Source organism: Klebsiella planticola (assembly GCF_000783935.2).
GTDB classification, from domain to species: domain Bacteria; phylum Pseudomonadota; class Gammaproteobacteria; order Enterobacterales; family Enterobacteriaceae; genus Klebsiella; species Klebsiella planticola.
Genome location: NZ_CP026047.1, coordinates 2,705,878 through 2,724,938 on the forward strand (window position 1 = coordinate 2,705,878; position 19,061 = coordinate 2,724,938).

The window sequence follows — 19,061 nt, forward strand, 5'->3', positions numbered from 1 at the left end:
GTCACCCTTTATCGTTTGGATTGAGGGCCTCTGTCAACCGTTGTTGTACTTCTTGTTGTAGCGCATTATTAAGCCCACGCCGGTCCGCCGTCGCGATTATAAATAAATCTTCTACTCGCTCACCAATTGTCGTAATTCTCGCCCCGTGAAGCGAAATATTGAGGTCGGCGAACACCTGACCCACGCGAGCCAGCAGACCCGGCTGATCGAGTGCAATCAGCTCAAGAAACGATTTTCTGTCGGTGTGCGTCGGCAGGAAATTGACTTCGGTAACGACGGAGAAATGGCGAAGTTTCGCCGCCTGACGGCGCGGGGCCGGAGGCTGCCAGCTACGTTGGGTGATGGTCTGTTCCAGACCGTGACGGATCATTTCATGGCGATCGGCGGAAAGCGGACTGCCGTCCGGCTCCAGCACAATAAAGGTGTCCATCGCCATGCCGTCGCGGGTGGTAAAAATCTGGGCATCGTGGACGCTGAGGTTGCGGCGATCCAGTTCACCACAGACGGCGGCAAACAGATACGGGCGGTCCGGGCTCCAGATAAAAATTTCGGTCCCACCGCGCGTGGCCTGCGAGCTAAGCAGGATCATCGGTTTGCTCAGGTCATGTTTGAGCAAATTGCGGGCGTGCCAGGCGAGCTGGTTAGGCGTATGGCGCACGAAGTAGTTGGCGCGGCAGCGATTCCAGATTTGATGCAGCGCCTCTTCATTAATATTTTCCATCCGCAGCAGCGCCAGCGCCTGCAGCTGATGATGGCGTACTCGTTCACGCATATCCGGCGTACTTTGCATCCCGCGACGCAGCTGTTTTTCGGTGGCGAAATAGAGCTCGCGCAGCAGGCTCTGCTTCCAGCTGTTCCACAAGGTTTCGTTGGTCGCACAGATATCGGCGACGGTCAGGCATACCAGGTAGCGCAGGCGGTTTTCGGTCTGCACCTCTTCGGCAAACTGCTTGATGACTTCCGGATCCTGGATATCACGGCGCTGAGCGGTGACTGACATCAACAGATGATGGCGCACCAGCCAGGCCACCAGCTGGGTTTCCCGTGAGTTAAGTCCGTGCAGCTCGGCGAATTTCAGCACATCCTGGGCGCCGAGGACCGAATGATCGCCGCCGCGACCTTTGGCAATATCATGGAACAGGGCGGCAATCAGAATCAGCTCCGGGTGGGTCAGGCGAGGCCACAGTTCCACGCACAGCGGGTGGCGGCTGCGGGTCTCTTCTTTGGCGAAGCTTTCCAGCTTCAGCAGCACGCGGATCGTATGTTCATCAACCGTATAGGCATGAAAGAGGTCAAACTGCATCTGGCCCACAATATGCGACCACTGCGGCATATAGGCCCACAGTACGCTGTGACGGTGCATCGGCAACAGCCCCCGGCTGACCGCCCCCTGGTGGCGCAACATGCTGAGGAAAATCGCGCGCGCTTCCGGGATATAGCACAGCGGCTGCGTCAGGTGGCGCCGCGCGTGGCGCAGGTGGCGAAGGGTCGTCGAGTAGATGCCGGTGATGTTGCTGTTACGCACCATAATATAGAACATGCGCAGTATTGCCTGCGGTTCGCGGATAAACAGCGTGTCGTCGCGCAGGTCAATCAGCGTGCCGCGCAGCTGAAAATCATCATCGATGGGCCGCGGCTTTTCATCTTCGGTGAGAGCGAGGATTGCTTCATCAAACAGCTGGAGCAGCATGTGATTCAGTTCGCTGACCCGCCGGGTGACGCGGAAGAAATCCTTCATCATGTATTCGATAGGCTGATTACCTTCGCCTTCGTAGCGCAGCCGGCGGGCGACGCTGAGCTGGCGGTCGAATAACAGGCGGTTGTCGTAGCGGTTTAACTCGAGGTGCAGCGCAAAGCGAATCCGCCACAGCTGGTGCAGACATTCGTTAAGCTCGTTACGTTCGGCTTCGGTAAGAAAGCCGAAGCCAACCATTTCATCCAGCGAGGTGGCGCCGAAGTGGCGGCGGGCGACCCACTGCAGGGTGTGGATATCGCGCAGGCCGCCGGGGCTGCTTTTCACGTCCGGCTCGAGGTTATAGCTGGTGCCGTGGTAGCGCTGGTGGCGGATGTTCTGCTCTTCGACCTTGGCGGCAAAAAACTTCTCTGAGGGCCAGAAACCATCGCTGAAGATATGTTTCTGCAGTTCAAGAAACAGGGCCACATCGCCAATCAGCAGGCGAGATTCAATCAGGTTGGTCGCGACGCTAAGATCGGACAGTCCTTCCAGCAGGCACTCTTCCAGCGTGCGCACGCTGTGGCCAACCTCGAGCTTGATGTCCCACAGCAGGGTCAGCAGTTCGCCGACTTTCTGCGCCTGCTCGTCGGAGAGCTTCTTGCGGCTGAGAATCAGCAGGTCGACGTCGGAGAGCGGGTGCAGCTCGCCGCGGCCATATCCGCCGACAGCGACCAGCGCCAGGTCGCTGACCGGACCAAAGCCGTAATCAATCCACAGACGCTGGAGCAGCTGGTCGATAAATTCGGTTCGCGCTTCGATTAGCTGCCCGGCGGCGATACCGCTATCAAACGCTTCGCCCAGCCAGCGCTGGAAAATATCGAGATGTGCCTTGATGGCGGCACAGTTCAAATCACCTTGCGGCCAGCTACCCGGATTCTCAGGCTGACCGGAGAGGGTAGGGGAGACAGTGTCAGGTAAAGAGTTGCTCATCGCGTCACCATAAGAAAAAACTATCGCCCATAAAAAAGCCGGCGGGCGCCGGCTTTTCGTTATGCGTCGTGCGAGATTATCGCCGGGATGGTGTCATCCTTGCGTAATGTCAGAATCTCACAGCCGTTCTCTGTCACCACAATAGTATGCTCGTACTGCGCAGACAAGCTCCGGTCTTTGGTTTTCACCGTCCAGCCGTCTTTCATACTGCGGATCTCTTTCTTGCCGGCATTAACCATCGGTTCGATGGTAAAGGTCATGCCAGGCTTGAGCACCACATTGGTCTCAGGAGAGTCGTAATGCAGCACCTGCGGTTCTTCATGGAAACCGCGGCCGATACCGTGACCGCAATATTCACGCACCACCGAGAAACCTTCCGCTTCGACGAATTTCTGGATGGCTGCGCCGATCGCGCGCAGGTTGATTCCTGGCTTAACCATCTTCAGCGCCAGATACAGGCTTTCCTGGGTAATGCGGCACAGGCGCTCGCCGAGAATCGTCGGTTTGCCGACGATGAACATCTTAGAGGTGTCGCCGTGGAAATCATCCTTAATTACCGTGACATCAATGTTGACGATGTCGCCGTCTTTCAACAGTTTTTCGTCGTCAGGAATCCCGTGACAGACGACTTCGTTAATAGAGATGCACACGGATTTCGGGTAACCGTGGTAGCCGAGGCAGGCGGAGATCGCTTTCTGTTCGTTAACAATATAATCGTTACAGATGCGGTCCAGTTCGCCGGTGCTGACGCCCGGTTTAACGTAGGGTTCGATCATTTCCAGCACTTCAGCGGCCAGGCGGCCGGCGACGCGCATTTTTTCGATGTCTTCAGATGTTTTGATAGATATAGCCATGGATTGTGTCCAGCTGTGTCGGTTTTTTCGACAATAATAGAGTTATTCCTGTCAATGTTAACAGTCCGGGTGTCCTGGTGCCAAATTGAGAATCATTAACAGCACTCAGCGTCAACAACAGTTGGTTTCCGATCGGGTTTTGTGGTATAAAGCGCGCCGGACTTCCGTTCCATTTCGTACTACACAGGATGGACTGAAGCGACAAATCTCACTTTGTGTAAATAACACACACGTATCGACACATATTCCGGGGTGCCCTTTAGGGTCGGTAATATGGGATACGTGGAGGCATAACCCCAACTTTATCTATAGAGGTTTTAAACATGGCAACTGTTTCCATGCGCGACATGCTCAAGGCTGGTGTTCACTTTGGTCACCAGACCCGTTACTGGAACCCGAAAATGAAGCCTTTCATCTTCGGCGCGCGTAACAAAGTTCACATCATCAACCTTGAGAAAACTGTACCGATGTTCAACGAAGCTCTGGCTGAACTGAACAAGATCTCTGCTCGTAAAGGCAAGATTCTGATCGTTGGTACTAAACGCGCTGCAAGCGAAGCGGTAAAAGAAGCTGCTAACAGCTGCGACCAGTTCTTCGTGAACCATCGCTGGTTGGGCGGCATGCTGACTAACTGGAAAACCGTTCGTCAGTCCATCAAACGTCTGAAAGACCTGGAAACTCAGTCCCAGGACGGTACTTTCGAGAAGCTGACCAAGAAAGAAGCGCTGATGCGCACTCGTGAGCTGGACAAGCTGGAAAACAGCCTGGGCGGTATCAAAGACATGGGCGGCCTGCCGGACGCACTGTTTGTTATCGACGCTGACCACGAGCACATCGCTATCAAAGAAGCAAACAACCTGGGTATCCCGGTATTTGCTATCGTTGATACTAACTCCGATCCGGACGGCGTAGACTTCGTTATCCCGGGTAACGACGACGCAATCCGCGCTGTTAGCCTGTACCTGGGCGCTGTAGCTGCAACCGTGCGTGAAGGTCGTTCTCAGGATCTGGCTTCTCAGGCGGAAGAAAGCTTCGTAGAAGCTGAATAATAAGGTTTCACCCCTTATTAGTACCGTGTATGAATAGGGGCCCATTTTCGGCCCCTTTTTTCAATTTATACTGTTTGGCCCCCGGCCGGGCAGTTCACATCTCCCGAGGATTTAAGAATGGCTGAAATTACCGCATCCCTGGTAAAAGAGCTGCGTGAGCGTACTGGCGCAGGCATGATGGATTGCAAAAAAGCGCTGACCGAAGCAAACGGCGACATCGAGCTGGCAATCGAAAACATGCGTAAATCTGGCGCAATCAAAGCGGCGAAAAAAGCAGGTAACGTTGCTGCTGACGGCGTGATCATCACTAAGATCGACGGTACCTACGGCATCATTCTGGAAGTTAACTGCCAGACTGACTTCGTTGCTAAAGATGGTGGTTTCCAGGCATTTGCTAATAAAGTACTGGACGCTGCAGTCGCTGGCAAAATCACTGACGTTGAAGTTCTGAAAGCACAGTTCGAAGAAGAGCGTGTTGCGCTGGTTGCTAAAATCGGTGAGAACATCAATATCCGTCGCGTGGCTTCCCTGGAAGGCGACGTTCTGGGTTCATACCAGCACGGCGCACGTATCGGTGTTCTGGTTGCGGCTAAAGGCGCTGACCAGGAGCTGGTTAAACAGCTGGCAATGCACATCGCAGCAAGCAAGCCGGAATTCGTTAAGCCGGAAGACGTTTCTGCTGAAGTGGTTGAGAAAGAGTACCAGGTTCAGCTGGACATCGCGATGCAGTCTGGTAAGCCGAAAGAAATCGCAGAGAAAATGGTTGAAGGCCGCATGAAGAAATTCACCGGCGAAGTTTCTCTGACCGGCCAGCCTTTCGTTATGGACCCGAGCAAATCTGTTGCTCAGCTGCTGAAAGAGCACAATGCCGACGTTACTGGCTTCATCCGCTTTGAAGTGGGCGAAGGCATCGAGAAAGTTGAGACTGACTTTGCAGCAGAAGTTGCTGCGATGTCCAAGCAGTCTTAATTTTCAAAAGGAGCCGCCTGAGGGCGGCTTCTTTTTGTGCCCGTTTTGTAAATTCAGCGCATCGCTTATAGTGGCTGTGCTGAAAAGCGGCATACAATGTCGCCAGAATTAACTCATCTCACTCGTTGACAGTCTCAGGAAAGAAACATGGCTACCAATGCAAAACCCGTCTACAAACGTATTCTGCTTAAGTTAAGTGGCGAAGCTCTGCAGGGTTCGGAAGGCTTCGGTATTGATGCAAGCATACTTGACCGTATGGCTCAGGAAATCAAAGAACTGGTTGAACTGGGTATTCAGGTTGGCGTAGTGATTGGTGGCGGTAACCTGTTCCGTGGTGCTGGGCTGGCGAAAGCGGGGATGAACCGCGTTGTGGGCGACCACATGGGCATGCTGGCAACGGTGATGAACGGCCTTGCAATGCGTGACTCACTGCATCGCGCCTATGTGAACGCTCGCCTGATGTCAGCGATTCCGCTGAATGGCGTGTGTGATAACTACAGCTGGGCGGAAGCCATCAGCCTGCTGCGTAACAATCGCGTAGTGATTCTTTCTGCAGGTACCGGTAACCCGTTCTTCACCACCGACTCCGCTGCCTGCCTGCGTGGTATTGAAATCGAAGCCGATGTGGTACTGAAAGCCACCAAAGTCGACGGCGTGTTTACCGCTGACCCGGCCAAAGACCCGTCTGCCACCATGTACGATCAGCTGACTTACAGCGAAGTGCTCGATAAAGAACTGAAAGTCATGGATTTAGCCGCCTTTACCCTGGCGCGTGACCATAAATTGCCGATTCGCGTCTTCAACATGAATAAACCAGGCGCACTGCGTCGCGTGGTGATGGGCGAAAAAGAAGGCACATTGATTACGGAATAATTCCCGTCAGCGCCAAATCCGGGTAATATTCCGCCTTACTTTCGCGGGCTTATTGCCCGGTGATTTGCATTAAACCTGACTATACTTAGCTCACTTTTACGGTGAGCGACCGTCTGGTCTGTCTGAGACAAGTTTTCAAGGATTCGTAACGTGATTAGCGATATCAGAAAAGATGCTGAAGTACGCATGGAAAAATGCGTCGAAGCGTTCAAAACCCAAATCAGCAAAATACGCACGGGTCGTGCTTCTCCCAGCCTGCTGGATGGCATTGTCGTGGAATATTACGGCACGCCGACGCCTCTGCGTCAGCTGGCAAGCGTCACGGTAGAAGACTCCCGTACTCTGAAAATCAACGTATTCGATCGCTCGATGAGCCCGGCCGTTGAGAAAGCGATCATGGCTTCCGATCTCGGTCTGAACCCAAGCTCTGCGGGTACCGACATCCGCGTTCCGCTGCCGCCGCTGACCGAAGAACGTCGTAAAGATCTGACTAAGATCGTGCGTGCCGAAGCCGAACAGGCTCGCGTGTCTGTCCGTAACGTGCGTCGTGATGCTAACGACAAAGTTAAAGCGCTGCTGAAAGACAAAGAGATCAGCGAAGATGACGATCGCCGTTCTCAGGACGACGTGCAGAAAATGACTGACGCCGCCATTAAGAAAGTGGATGCGGCGCTGGCCGATAAAGAAGCGGAACTGATGCAGTTCTGATTCTCTGCCGATACGCTCGCCGCCCACTATTATTGATGGGCTGCGGACGTTAAGTCTGAAACGCCGTACAGAAGACCGAACGCTCAATTCCTGGGATTGTGTTAAAACGGTCGGCCCTGTAGCCTTTGGCACGCTTGCTGAAGGTGATAGACCGCCGACCTGCTCCCGGGTAATTGTGGCGTAAGGGCTTACTGGCGGCGTTTTTCTTTTTATCCTGTCTCAATTCTTCTGGACATCTCATGAAGCAATTAACCGTTCTCGGTTCGACCGGTTCAATTGGCTGCAGCACGCTGGATGTGGTGCGCCATAACCCCGATCGCTTTTCCATCGCTGCGCTGGTCGCAGGGAAAAATGTCGACCGCATGGTTGAACAATGTCTGGAATTTTCTCCCCGCTATGCGGTTATGGACGATGTACAAAGCGCCGGCGCGCTGCGCATCCGCCTGCGTGAAAGCGGTAGCCGCACTGAGGTATTAAGCGGCCAGCAGGCTGCCGCTGAAGTGGCTGCGCTGGACGACGTTGACCAGGTGATGGCGGCGATTGTTGGTGCAGCGGGACTGGTGCCTACGCTGGCCGCCATCCGTGCCGGCAAAACGGTGCTGCTGGCGAATAAAGAGTCGCTGGTCACCTGCGGACGCCTGTTTATGGATGCGGTACAGCAGTATGGTGCGCACCTGCTGCCCGTGGACAGCGAACATAACGCGATTTTTCAGAGTATGCCTGTAACCGTACAGCATAATCTTGGATACGCTGACTTAACGCAGAACGGCGTATTGTCGATTCTGCTGACCGGTTCCGGTGGTCCTTTCCGGGAAACGGCGATAGCGGAGCTGGCGGCGATGACGCCGGATCAGGCCTGCCGTCACCCCAACTGGTCAATGGGACGCAAAATCTCTGTCGATTCCGCCACGATGATGAACAAAGGGCTGGAATATATCGAAGCCCGCTGGCTGTTCAACGCTTCAGCCCGGCAGATGGAAGTGCTGATCCATCCGCAGTCCGTCATTCACTCGATGGTGCGTTATCTTGACGGCAGCGTCATTGCACAGCTCGGTGAACCGGATATGCGCACGCCTATCGCCCATACGATGGGCTGGCCAGACCGCCTGAATTCTGGCGTGCCGGCATTAGACTTCTGCCAGTTGAGCCAGCTGAGCTTTTCCGCGCCGGACTACGGGCGCTATCCGTGCCTCAAGCTGGCGATGGACGCATTTGACCAAGGTCAGGCGGCTACAACGGCATTGAATGCGGCAAACGAAATCTCAGTGGCAGCCTTCCTGGCCGGAGAGATTCGCTTTACCGATATTGCGGGAGTCAACCTGGCGGTGCTGGATCAACTGACGCTGGATGAGCCGCAAAGCATTGATGAAGTGCTGGTTATTGACGCTCAGGCCAGGGTCGTTGCGCAGAAGCAGATAAAACATCTGACAACGCGGGGCTGAACCTCACGACACGTTGTGATATTTGTGGGCGCTGGGCTTCGGTGATATAGTCTGCGCCACCCAATCGTTGCATTTTGTTGTAAAAGATTGTGGTGGCCGTGGAAAAACACGGCTTTTTTGCGTAAAGCTTTGGGTTGTTCTCTGCGATTAGCTGTAGCTTCGGCACTGGATAAAAATGCGTATACAGCGCTGACCGGTTGCTCGCGTTTAGTGGCTTGGCTAATCCTTATTATGGACTTAAAACGCGTTATGTTGTCTGCTAATCACACTGTCAGCGAAATATCGCCTGCGCATGGCTGTCGTCATGTCGCCATTATCATGGACGGCAACGGTCGTTGGGCGAAACAGCAAGGAAAAATTCGCGCATTCGGCCATAAAGCCGGGGCGAAGTCGGTTCGTCGCGCGGTCTCCTTCGCGGCGAACAATGGTATTGAAGCGTTGACGCTATATGCATTCAGCAGCGAGAACTGGAACCGCCCGGAGCAGGAAGTCAGTGCTCTGATGGAGCTGTTCGTTTGGGCGCTGGATAGCGAAGTGAAAAGCTTGCATCGGCATAACGTCCGCCTGCGGATCATCGGCGAGACGACGCGTTTTAATGCGCGCCTGCAGGAGCGTATCCGCAAAGCGGAAGCGCTGACGGAGAACAACACCGGCTTAACGCTGAATATTGCGGCGAACTACGGTGGGCGCTGGGATATTATTCAGGGTGTCCGCAATCTGGCCGAACAGGTTCAGAACGGGTTACTTCGGCCCGAACAGATCACGGAAGACATGCTGAGTCAGCAGGTCTGTATGCATGAACTGGCACCTGTAGATTTAGTTATTAGGACCGGGGGAGAGCATCGCATCAGTAATTTTTTGATTTGGCAAATTGCGTATGCCGAACTTTACTTTACCGATGTTCTTTGGCCCGATTTTGCAGAACAGGACTTTGAAGGTGCACTCCATGCCTTTGTTAATCGAGAGCGTCGTTTCGGCGGCACTGAGCCGGGTGGCAATCATGCCTGATGGGGGTCACTTTTGCTGAAGTATCGCCTGATATCGGCTTTCGTTTTAATCCCCGTAGTCATTGCGGCGCTTTTTCTGTTGCCGCCTGCGGGTTTTGCCATCGTCACGCTCGTGGTGTGTATGCTCGCTGCGTGGGAGTGGGGGCAATTTAGCGGTTTCACTTCAACTTCACAACGCATCTGGCTGGCGCTGCTGTGTGGCCTGCTACTGGCGTTGATGCTTTTCCTGATGCCGGAATATCACTACGACGTTCATCAACCGTTGGTTGAAGGATCGCTCTGGGCGTCGTTTGGTTGGTGGATTGTGGCGCTGTTGCTGGTGCTTTCTTACCCGGCGTCCGCGGCTTTCTGGCGCAACTCGAAGGTGCTGCGGCTGATCTTTGGTATTCTGACTATCGTCCCGTTCTTCTGGGGCATGCTGGCGCTGCGTGCCTGGCATTATGCGGATAACCATTACAGCGGCGCGCTGTGGCTGCTGTACGTGATGATTCTGGTCTGGGGCGCGGATTCTGGCGCCTATATGTTTGGCAAGATGTTCGGCAAGCATAAGCTGGCACCGAAAGTGTCTCCGGGTAAAACCTGGCAGGGGTTCTTCGGCGGTCTGGTGACGGCGGCGGTCATCTCCTGGGCCTACGGACAGTGGGCAAATCTGGATGTTACCCCAACGGTATTGCTGGTGTGTTCCGTTGTTGCGGCACTGGCATCGGTGCTGGGCGATCTGACAGAGAGTATGTTTAAGCGAGAGGCCGGCATTAAGGATAGCGGTCATCTGATTCCCGGACACGGTGGAATACTGGATCGTATCGATAGCCTGACGGCGGCGGTACCGGTGTTTGCTTGTCTGCTATTGTTGGTCTTCAGGACGATTTGACGGAAGGTTTTATGCTAAGCGTTCTCTGGAATTTGGCTGCCTTTATCATTGCGCTGGGCGTATTGATCACCGTGCATGAGTTTGGCCATTTCTGGGTGGCTCGTCGCTGCGGCGTTCGCGTTGAACGCTTTTCCATCGGCTTTGGTAAAGCGTTATGGCGACGTTTTGACAAGCAGGGAACGGAATTCGTCATCGCTCTTATTCCACTCGGCGGCTATGTCAAAATGCTCGACGAACGCGTCGAGCCGGTGGCGCCAGAGATGCGCCACTACGCTTTCAATAACAAAACCGTTGGCCAGCGTGCGGCCGTCATTGCCGCAGGCCCTGTCGCCAACTTCATTTTTGCCATCTTTGCCTACTGGCTGGTGTTTATCATCGGTGTTCCTGGCGTCCGTCCGGTTGTTGGTGAAATAGTACCCGACTCGATTGCCGCACACGCACAAATTGCAAAAGGAACGGAACTTAAAGCGATAGATGGCATCGAAACGCCTGATTGGGATGCAGTGCGTATGGCGCTGGTCTCGAAGATTGGCGACGAGCAAACAATAGTTACGGTCGCCCCTTTCGGGAGCAGTCAGCGCCAGGATAAAATCCTCGATCTGCGGCACTGGGCGTTTGAGCCGGATAAACAAGATCCGGTGACATCGCTGGGTATTCAGCCTCGCAGCGCGCAGATTGATACGGTGCTGGCTGAAGTACAATCTGGCTCGGCGGCGCAGAAGGCCGGTTTGCAAGCGGGCGACAGGATCGTTAAAGTCGATGGTCAACCGTTAACGCAGTGGATGACGTTTGTAAATCTAGTGCGTGATAATCCGGGTAAGGCGCTGATTCTGGACATCGAGCGACAGGGGAGTCCCTTGTCTGTTACGCTGACGCCAGATAGCCGAGCCGCAAAAGGTAAAGCCGAAGGGTTTGCAGGGGTAGTGCCTAAGGTCATCCCGCTGCCTGATGAATATAAGACAGTGCGTCAGTACGGGCCGTTTGCCGCCATTGCTGAAGCCACGGATAAAACCTGGCAACTGATGTCATTAACCGTCAGGATGCTGGGTAAATTGATAACCGGTGATGTCAAACTGAACAACCTCAGCGGGCCGATTTCTATCGCCCAGGGGGCTGGAATGTCAGCGGAGTTTGGATTGATTTACTATCTGATGTTCCTTGCGTTGATTAGCGTGAACCTCGGAATAATCAATCTGTTCCCGCTTCCCGTCCTGGACGGGGGGCACCTGCTATTTTTGGCGATTGAAAAGCTGAAGGGCGGGCCGGTATCCGAGCGAGTTCAAGACTTTAGTTATCGCATTGGCTCAATACTGCTGGTGTTGTTAATGGGGCTTGCACTTTTCAATGATTTCTCTCGGTTATAAGAGAGTTTGTTAGGAAGAACGCATAATAACGATGGCGATGAAAAAGTTGCTCATAGCGTCGCTGCTGTTTAGCAGCGCAACCGTATACGGTGCTGAAGGGTTCGTGGTGAAGGACATTCATTTCGAAGGCTTGCAGCGTGTCGCTGTTGGTGCGGCCCTCCTCAGTATGCCCGTGCGTCCTGGCGATACGGTGACCGATGATGATATCAGTAACACCATTCGTGCTTTGTTTGCCACTGGCAACTTTGAGGACGTCCGCGTCCTGCGCGATGGTGATACCCTGTTGGTGCAGGTGAAAGAGCGCCCAACGATTGCCAGCATCACTTTCTCCGGTAACAAATCGGTGAAGGATGACATGCTCAAGCAAAACCTTGAGGCATCCGGCGTTCGCGTTGGGGAGTCCCTTGACCGCACGACCCTCGCTGATATCGAGAAAGGGCTGGAAGATTTCTACTATAGCGTCGGTAAGTACAGCGCCAGCGTAAAAGCTGTCGTGACCCCGCTGCCGCGTAACCGCGTCGACCTGAAACTGGTATTCCAGGAAGGCGTCTCGGCGAAAATCCAGCAGATTAACATTGTCGGTAACCATGCGTTCAGTACCGATGAACTGATCTCAACATTCCAGCTGCGCGATGAAGTGCCGTGGTGGAACGTGGTCGGCGATCGTAAATACCAGAAGCAGAAGCTGGCCGGGGATCTCGAAACCCTGCGCAGTTACTATCTGGATCGCGGTTACGCACGTTTCAACATCGACTCCACCCAGGTGAGCCTGACGCCGGATAAAAAAGGCATCTACATCACCGTAAACATCACCGAAGGCGATCAGTACAAGCTGTCCGGTGTGCAGGTGACGGGCGATCTGGCGGGGCATTCGGCAGAAATCGAAGCGTTGACCAAAGTGGAGCCGGGCGAGCTGTATAACGGCGCCAAAGTGACCAAAATGGAGAATGATATTAAGAAACTCCTCGGTCGCTATGGCTACGCTTATCCGCGCGTCCAGTCTCAGCCGGAAATTAACGATAGCGATAAGACCGTGAAGCTGCACGTCAACGTCGATGCGGGCAACCGTTACTACGTACGTAAAATTCGCTTCGAGGGCAACGATACCTCCAAAGACTCCGTTCTGCGTCGCGAAATGCGTCAGATGGAAGGGGCATGGCTGGGTAGCGACCTGGTCGATCAGGGTAAGGATCGTCTGAATCGTCTCGGCTATTTCGAAACGGTTGATACCGATACGCAGCGCGTACCGGGCAGCCCGGATCAGGTCGACGTGGTCTATAAGGTCAAAGAACGTAACACCGGTAGCTTCAACTTTGGTATCGGCTACGGTACGGAAAGCGGTGTGAGCTTCCAGGCCGGCGTTCAGCAGGACAACTGGCTGGGTACCGGCTATTCCGTCGGAATTAACGGCACCAAAAACGATTACCAGACCTATACTGAACTGTCGGTCACTAACCCGTATTTCACCGTTGATGGCGTGAGTCTCGGTGGTCGTATTTTCTATAACGACTTCGACGCGAACGACGCGGATCTGTCTGACTATACCAACAAAAGCTATGGTACGGACGTTACGCTGGGCTTCCCGATCAACGAATACAATACGCTGCGCGCGGGCTTAGGGTATGTCCATAACTCCCTGTCCAATATGCAGCCGCAGGTGTCGATGTGGCGTTATCTGAACTCGATGGGTCAATATCCGGAAAATACCGATGATAAAAACTCATTCAGCGCCAACGACTTCACCTTCAACTACGGTTGGACCTATAACAAGCTCGACCGCGGCTTCTTCCCGACGGAAGGTTCGCGTGTCAACCTGAATGGTAAAGTGACCATTCCTGGTTCGGATAACGAATACTACAAAGCTACGCTGGATACGGCGACCTATGTACCGATCGACAACGATCATAAATGGGTGGTTCTGGGACGTACTCGCTTCGGCTATGGCGACGGTATTGGCAGCAAAGAGATGCCGTTCTACGAGAACTTCTACGCCGGTGGTTCAAGCACCGTGCGCGGGTTCCAGTCGAATACCATTGGTCCGAAAGCGGTTTATTTCCCGGCCAGCAATCGCCACGATGGCGATGATAACTATGACAGTAACTGTAAGAGCACTGAGTCTGCGCCGTGTAAATCGGATGATGCAGTCGGCGGTAACGCCATGGCCGTTGCCAGCCTGGAGCTGATTACACCGACGCCGTTTATCAGCGATAAATATGCTAACTCGGTCCGTACCTCCTTCTTCTGGGATATGGGTACCGTGTGGGATACTCACTGGGATTCGAGCGCTTATGCGGGTTATCCGGATTACGGTGATCCGAGCAACATCCGTATGTCCGCTGGTATTGCGGTGCAGTGGATGTCGCCGTTGGGGCCGTTGGTATTCTCCTACGCCCAACCGTTTAAAAAGTACGAAGGAGACAAGGCCGAGCAGTTCCAGTTTAACATTGGTAAAACCTGGTAATTGCGGGCAGCAATGGAATGTAAGTGCAGTATAGCGCTGACTTTAGGCGATAATCACGGTTATCGCCTGGCCACGCAAATAACGGTACCCCTGGGTACTCATGGGATGGTAAGGAGTTAATTGTGAAAAAGTGGTTATTAGCTGCAGGTCTGGGTTTAGCAATGGTAACTTCCGCTCAGGCGGCAGATAAAATTGCAATGGTTAACATGAACAGCCTGTTCCAACAGGTTGCCCAGAAAACAGGCGTTTCTAACACGCTGGAAAACGAGTTCAAAGGCCGCGCGAGCGAGCTGCAGCGTATGGAAGGCGATCTGCAGTCCAAAATGCAGCGTCTGCAGTCCATGAAACCGGGTGCCGATCGTACCAAGCTGGAAAAAGACGTCATGGCTCAGCGCCAGACCTTCTCTCAGAAGGCGCAGTCTTTTGAGCAGGATCGTGCACGTCGCTCCAACGAAGAGCGCGGCAAACTGGTTAACCGTATCCAGACTGCTGTGAAAAGCGTAGCGAGCAGCCAGAGCATCGACCTGGTTGTTGATTCTAATGCCGTTGCATACAACAGCAGCGATGTAAAAGACATCACCGCTGATGTGCTGAAACAGGTTAAATAAGTAATGCCTTCTATTCGACTGGCTGATCTAGCACAGCAGTTGGATGCAGAATTACACGGTGATGGCGATATCGTCATCACCGGCGTTGCGTCCATGCAGACTGCAAAAGCAGGTCATATTACGTTCATGGTCAACCCTAAGTACCGTGAACACCTGGCCGCTTGCCAGGCTTCTGCTGTTGTCATGACGCAGGATGATTTACCTTTTGCCCAAAGCGCCGCGCTGGTAGTGCGTAATCCCTACCTGACCTATGCGCGCATGGCTCAAATTCTGGATACCACGCCGCAGCCGGCGCAGGATATCGCCCCGAGTGCGGTGATTGATGCCACGGCGACGCTGGGTAAAAACGTCTCGATTGGCCCTAACGCCGTGATCGAATCTGATGTTGTGCTTGGTGACAATGTGGTGATTGGCGCCGGGTGCTTCGTTGGGAAAAAGACGAAAATTGGTGCTGGCTCCCGTTTGTGGGCCAACGTGACCGTTTACCACGAGATTGAGATCGGTGAGAATTGCCTGATTCAGTCCAGCACCGTTATCGGTGCCGATGGTTTCGGCTATGCCAACGATCGCGGCAACTGGGTGAAGATCCCGCAGCTGGGTCGCGTCATCATTGGCGATCGCGTGGAGATCGGCGCCTGTACGACCATTGACCGTGGTGCGCTGGATGATACCGTGATCGGCAATGGCGTTATCATTGATAACCAGTGTCAGATTGCGCATAACGTTGTGATTGGTGACAATACTGCCGTTGCAGGTGGCGTTATCATGGCAGGCAGCCTGAAAATTGGCCGTTACTGCATGATTGGCGGAGCCAGCGTGATTAACGGACATATGGAAATCTGCGACAAAGTCACCGTCACCGGGATGGGGATGGTCATGCGTCCTATCACCGAGCCTGGCGTCTATTCTTCAGGGATTCCGCTGCAACCGAATAAGGTGTGGCGTAAAACCGCGGCGCTGGTGATGAATATTGATGAGATAAACAAACGCCTCAAATCGATTGAGCGTAAGGTTAATCAGCAAGATTAGCGCATCCGTTGACACACAAAATCATGCAAAGCAGTATCCGGGCGGCAACCACCGCTGACCAGGATACTGCCTGAGAGATGTAGTGTAAAAATTTTCGGCCTGTTGCATTCATAAGATTGCCGCAGGCCGTGTTATTATTGCCTTTTAGTATATTTAGACAGGAAGAGTATTTTGACTACTGAAACTCATACTCTGCACATTGAAGAGATTCTGGAACTTCTCCCTCACCGCTACCCGTTCCTGCTGGTAGACCGTGTGCTGGATTTTGAAGAAGGTCGTTTTCTGCGCGCAGTAAAAAATGTTTCTGTTAACGAGCCGTTTTTCCAGGGGCACTTCCCTGGTAAACCGATTTTACCGGGCGTACTGATTCTGGAAGCGATGGCGCAGGCCACCGGCATTCTGGCATTCAAAAGCGTCGGCAAGCTCGAACCGGGTGAACTCTATTACTTCGCCGGGATTGATGAAGCGCGTTTCAAACGTCCGGTAGTACCAGGCGATCAGATGATTATGGAAGTCACTTTCGAGAAAACCCGTCGCGGCCTGACGCGTTTTAAAGGCGTCGCGCTGGTTGATGGTAAAGTGGTTTGCGAAGCAACGATGATGTGTGCGCGTAGCCGGGAGGCCTGATACGTGATTGATAAAACCGCCTTTGTTCATCCGACTGCCATCGTGGAAGAAGGCGCCGTTATCGGTGCTAACGCCCATATTGGCCCGTTTTGTATTGTTGGTGCTAACGTCGAAATTGGCGAAGGTACCGTACTGAAGTCTCATGTTGTTGTTAACGGCCATACCAAAATTGGTCGTGATAACGAGATCTATCAGTTCGCTTCCATCGGTGAAGTTAACCAGGACCTGAAATACGCTGGTGAACCGACGCGTGTGGAAATTGGCGACCGCAACCGCATCCGCGAAAGCGTCACCATCCATCGTGGCACAGTACAGGGTGGTGGATTAACGAAGGTGGGCAGCGATAACTTGCTGATGATCAACGCTCACGTCGCGCACGATTGTACGGTCGGGAACCGCTGTATTCTGGCCAACAATGCCACGCTCGCCGGCCATGTCTCGCTGGATGATTTCGTTATCATCGGCGGTATGACGGCAGTCCATCAGTTCTGCATCATCGGCGCACACGTCATGGTCGGCGGCTGCTCCGGCGTCGCGCAGGATGTCCCGCCGTTCGTGATTGCCCAGGGCAACCACGCAACGCCGTATGGCGTCAATATTGAAGGGCTGAAGCGCCGTGGCTTTAGCCGCGAAGCCATCACCGCGATTCGCAATGCGTACAAACTGCTGTACCGCAGCGGGAAAACGCTGGATGAAGCGAAGCCGGAAATCGCCGAGCTGGCGACTCAGTATCCTGAAGTTCAGCCATTTGTCGATTTCTTCGCCCGCTCCACGCGCGGTCTGATTCGTTAATGTCTGCACAGCGTCCCCTGACGATTGCCCTGGTCGCCGGAGAAACCTCCGGCGATATTCTTGGCGCAGGTCTCATCCGCGCCCTTAAAGCACGTATTCCCGATGCGCGCTTTGTCGGCGTGGCGGGGCCATTGATGCAGGCCGAAGGCTGTGAGGCCTGGTATGAGATGGAAGAGCTGGCGGTGATGGGCATTGTCGAAGTGCTTGGTCGCCTGCGTCGCCTGCTGCATATCCGCGCCGATCTCACCCGGCGATTTACCGAGCTTAAACCAGACGTATTCGTCGGTATTGATGCGCCTGACTTCAATATCACCCTCGAAGGTAATCTGAAGAAGCAGGGTATCAAAACTATCCATTACGTCAGCCCGTCGGTTTGGGCATGGCGGCAAAAACGCGTTTTCAAAATTGGCAGATCCACCGATCTGGTACTGGCATTTCTGCCTTTCGAAAAAGCGTTTTACGACAAATTTAACGTTCCTTGCCGCTTTATCGGCCATACCATGGCGGATGCCATGCCGTTGGATCCGGATAAAGACGCTGCGCGGGATCGCCTGGGCATTGCCCGGGATGCGCACTGCCTGGCGCTGCTGCCGGGGAGCCGCGGCGCTGAAGTAGAAATGCTCAGCGCAGACTTTCTGAAAACCGCGCAGATTCTGCGTAACGATTATCCCGACCTGCAGGTGCTGGTGCCGCTGGTGAATGCCAGAAGGCGGGAGCAGTTCGAACGAATTAAAGCGGAAACGGCGCCGGAGCTTACGGTGCATCTGCTGGATGGTCAGGCGCGCGATGCCATGATCGCCAGCGATGCGGCCCTGCTGGCTTCCGGAACCGCGGCGCTGGAGTGCATGCTGGCCAAGTGTCCGATGGTGGTTGGCTATCGTATGAAGCCGTTCACTTTCTGGCTGGCGAAACGCCTGGTGAAAACCGACTACGTTTCGTTGCCGAACCTGCTGGCCGGCCGCGAGCTGGTCAAAGAGCTGCTGCAGGATGAGTGCCAGCCTGCGTCGCTTGCGGATGCGCTGCGGCCGCTGCTGGCCGATGGTAAAACCAGCCATGAAATGCATGACACTTTCCGCGCGCTGCATCAACAAATTCGCTGCAATGCGGATGAGCAGGCGGCGGATGCGGTACTGGAGTTAGCAAAATGATTGAGTTTGTGTATCCGCATACTCACCTGGTCGCCGGCGTAGACGAAGTCGGTCGGGGACCTCTGGTCGGAGCGGTCGTGACCGCCGCGGTGATCCTTGACCCGGCACGGCCAATTGTCGGTCTGAATGACTCCAAAAAATTAAGCGAAAAGCGTCGTCTGGCGCTGTTCGATGAAATCAAAGAGAAAGCGTTAGCCTGGAGTTTCGGCCGTGCGGAACCGCACGAAATAGACGAGCTGAATATTCTGCATGCGACCATGCTGGCGATGCAGCGCGCCGTTGCTGCGCTGCCGGTGGTGCCGGAGTTTGTGCTGATTGATGGCAACCGCTGCCCGCCGCTACCTGTGCCTTCACTGGCGGTGGTCAAAGGCGATAGCCGGGTGGCAGAAATCAGCGCAGCGTCTATTCTGGCTAAAGTCGCGCGCGATGCGGAAATGGCTGAGCTGGACCTAGAATTTCCTCAATACGGCTTTGCGCAGCATAAAGGCTATCCTACCGCTTTCCATCTGGAAAAACTGATCGAACATGGCGCAACCGAGCATCATCGGCGTAGTTTTGGCCCGGTAAAACGCGCGCTGGGCCTTGCGTCCTGAT

17 protein-coding genes are annotated in these 19,061 nt (G+C 54.1%); 15 read left to right on the top strand and 2 right to left on the bottom strand.

What is annotated here, in order from left to right; all coding sequences use genetic code 11:
* Position 1: 1 nt before the first annotated feature.
* Together glnD and map are read right to left on the bottom strand one after the other, a co-directional pair.
* On the bottom strand, positions 2-2,665 hold the full coding sequence (gene glnD / locus MC50_RS13095; protein ID WP_032698105.1) for a bifunctional uridylyltransferase/uridylyl-removing protein GlnD: 2,664 nt from the start codon (positions 2,663-2,665) through the stop codon (positions 2-4).
* A 59-nt stretch (positions 2,666-2,724) separates the two neighbouring features.
* Positions 2,725-3,519 (bottom strand): type I methionyl aminopeptidase, encoded by a 795-nt coding sequence (gene map / locus MC50_RS13100; RefSeq protein ID WP_032689412.1) that lies wholly within the window; start codon positions 3,517-3,519, stop codon positions 2,725-2,727.
* 323 nt (positions 3,520-3,842) lie between these two features.
* Here map and rpsB point away from each other — a divergent pair, with 323 nt between their 5' ends.
* The 15 genes from rpsB (at position 3,843) to rnhB (ending at position 19,060) form a co-directional block, all read left to right on the top strand.
* Positions 3,843-4,568, top strand: a complete 726-nt coding sequence (rpsB, locus tag MC50_RS13110) for a 30S ribosomal protein S2 (RefSeq protein WP_032689411.1) — start codon at positions 3,843-3,845, stop codon at positions 4,566-4,568.
* 117 nt (positions 4,569-4,685) lie between these two features.
* Complete coding sequence (gene tsf, locus MC50_RS13115; RefSeq protein ID WP_015585106.1) at positions 4,686-5,537, top strand: translation elongation factor Ts; 852 nt, start codon at positions 4,686-4,688, stop codon at positions 5,535-5,537.
* A gap of 147 nt (positions 5,538-5,684) precedes the next feature.
* Positions 5,685-6,410: a UMP kinase gene (gene pyrH / locus MC50_RS13120; RefSeq protein WP_004858112.1), complete on the top strand. Its 726-nt coding sequence runs from the start codon at positions 5,685-5,687 to the stop codon at positions 6,408-6,410.
* Between the two features lie 150 nt (positions 6,411-6,560).
* On the top strand, positions 6,561-7,118 hold the full coding sequence (gene frr, locus MC50_RS13125) for a ribosome recycling factor (protein WP_004858114.1): 558 nt from the start codon (positions 6,561-6,563) through the stop codon (positions 7,116-7,118).
* 239 nt (positions 7,119-7,357) lie between these two features.
* Positions 7,358-8,560 carry a 1-deoxy-D-xylulose-5-phosphate reductoisomerase gene (ispC, locus tag MC50_RS13130; RefSeq protein ID WP_047664081.1) on the top strand — a complete coding sequence of 401 codons (1,203 nt, stop codon included), beginning with the start codon at positions 7,358-7,360 and terminating at the stop codon, positions 8,558-8,560.
* 249 nt (positions 8,561-8,809) lie between these two features.
* Positions 8,810-9,568 (top strand): (2E,6E)-farnesyl-diphosphate-specific ditrans,polycis-undecaprenyl-diphosphate synthase, encoded by a 759-nt coding sequence (gene ispU, locus MC50_RS13140; protein ID WP_004858119.1) that lies wholly within the window; start codon positions 8,810-8,812, stop codon positions 9,566-9,568.
* A 12-nt stretch (positions 9,569-9,580) separates the two neighbouring features.
* On the top strand, positions 9,581-10,438 hold the full coding sequence (gene cdsA, locus MC50_RS13145; RefSeq protein WP_032697297.1) for a phosphatidate cytidylyltransferase: 858 nt from the start codon (positions 9,581-9,583) through the stop codon (positions 10,436-10,438).
* 11 nt (positions 10,439-10,449) lie between these two features.
* Positions 10,450-11,802, top strand: coding sequence for a sigma E protease regulator RseP (gene rseP, locus MC50_RS13150; protein ID WP_032689408.1), 1,353 nt, complete (start codon positions 10,450-10,452; stop codon positions 11,800-11,802).
* 31 nt (positions 11,803-11,833) lie between these two features.
* Positions 11,834-14,263 (top strand): outer membrane protein assembly factor BamA, encoded by a 2,430-nt coding sequence (bamA, locus tag MC50_RS13155; RefSeq protein WP_032689407.1) that lies wholly within the window; start codon positions 11,834-11,836, stop codon positions 14,261-14,263.
* Between the two features lie 122 nt (positions 14,264-14,385).
* Positions 14,386-14,871, top strand: coding sequence for a molecular chaperone Skp (gene skp / locus MC50_RS13160; RefSeq protein WP_004858127.1), 486 nt, complete (start codon positions 14,386-14,388; stop codon positions 14,869-14,871).
* 3 nt (positions 14,872-14,874) lie between these two features.
* The gene (gene lpxD, locus MC50_RS13165; RefSeq protein ID WP_004858130.1) at positions 14,875-15,900 is read left to right on the top strand and encodes a UDP-3-O-(3-hydroxymyristoyl)glucosamine N-acyltransferase; all 1,026 of its coding nucleotides are present in this window, start codon (positions 14,875-14,877) and stop codon (positions 15,898-15,900) included.
* Between the two features lie 171 nt (positions 15,901-16,071).
* On the top strand, positions 16,072-16,527 hold the full coding sequence (gene fabZ / locus MC50_RS13170; protein ID WP_004858132.1) for a 3-hydroxyacyl-ACP dehydratase FabZ: 456 nt from the start codon (positions 16,072-16,074) through the stop codon (positions 16,525-16,527).
* A 3-nt stretch (positions 16,528-16,530) separates the two neighbouring features.
* Positions 16,531-17,319 carry an acyl-ACP--UDP-N-acetylglucosamine O-acyltransferase gene (gene lpxA, locus MC50_RS13175; RefSeq protein ID WP_032689406.1) on the top strand — a complete coding sequence of 263 codons (789 nt, stop codon included), beginning with the start codon at positions 16,531-16,533 and terminating at the stop codon, positions 17,317-17,319.
* Entirely contained in the window at positions 17,319-18,467 is a 1,149-nt protein-coding gene (lpxB, locus tag MC50_RS13180; protein WP_032689405.1) for a lipid-A-disaccharide synthase, read from the top strand. Before lpxA ends, lpxB begins: the two co-directional genes overlap by 1 nt.
* Positions 18,464-19,060: a ribonuclease HII gene (rnhB, locus tag MC50_RS13185; protein WP_032689404.1), complete on the top strand. Its 597-nt coding sequence runs from the start codon at positions 18,464-18,466 to the stop codon at positions 19,058-19,060. Before lpxB ends, rnhB begins: the two co-directional genes overlap by 4 nt.
* The last annotated feature ends 1 nt before the right edge of the window (position 19,061 follow it).

Bases quoted from the DNA above. Each gene is read 5' to 3' on its own strand.
- pyrH (WP_004858112.1), top strand. From the start codon at position 5,685: ATGGCTACCAATGCAAAACCCGTCTACAAACGTATTCTGCTTAAGTTA.
- lpxB (WP_032689405.1), top strand. From the start codon at position 17,319: ATGTCTGCACAGCGTCCCCTGACGATTGCCCTGGTCGCCGGAGAAACC.
- ispC (WP_047664081.1), top strand. From the start codon at position 7,358: ATGAAGCAATTAACCGTTCTCGGTTCGACCGGTTCAATTGGCTGCAGC.
- rpsB (WP_032689411.1), top strand. From the start codon at position 3,843: ATGGCAACTGTTTCCATGCGCGACATGCTCAAGGCTGGTGTTCACTTT.
- lpxD (WP_004858130.1), top strand. From the start codon at position 14,875: ATGCCTTCTATTCGACTGGCTGATCTAGCACAGCAGTTGGATGCAGAA.
- glnD (WP_032698105.1), bottom strand. From the start codon at position 2,665: ATGAGCAACTCTTTACCTGACACTGTCTCCCCTACCCTCTCCGGTCAG.
- ispU (WP_004858119.1), top strand. From the start codon at position 8,810: ATGTTGTCTGCTAATCACACTGTCAGCGAAATATCGCCTGCGCATGGC.
- rnhB (WP_032689404.1), top strand. From the start codon at position 18,464: ATGATTGAGTTTGTGTATCCGCATACTCACCTGGTCGCCGGCGTAGAC.
- tsf (WP_015585106.1), top strand. From the start codon at position 4,686: ATGGCTGAAATTACCGCATCCCTGGTAAAAGAGCTGCGTGAGCGTACT.
- rseP (WP_032689408.1), top strand. From the start codon at position 10,450: ATGCTAAGCGTTCTCTGGAATTTGGCTGCCTTTATCATTGCGCTGGGC.
- map (WP_032689412.1), bottom strand. From the start codon at position 3,519: ATGGCTATATCTATCAAAACATCTGAAGACATCGAAAAAATGCGCGTC.
- bamA (WP_032689407.1), top strand. From the start codon at position 11,834: ATGGCGATGAAAAAGTTGCTCATAGCGTCGCTGCTGTTTAGCAGCGCA.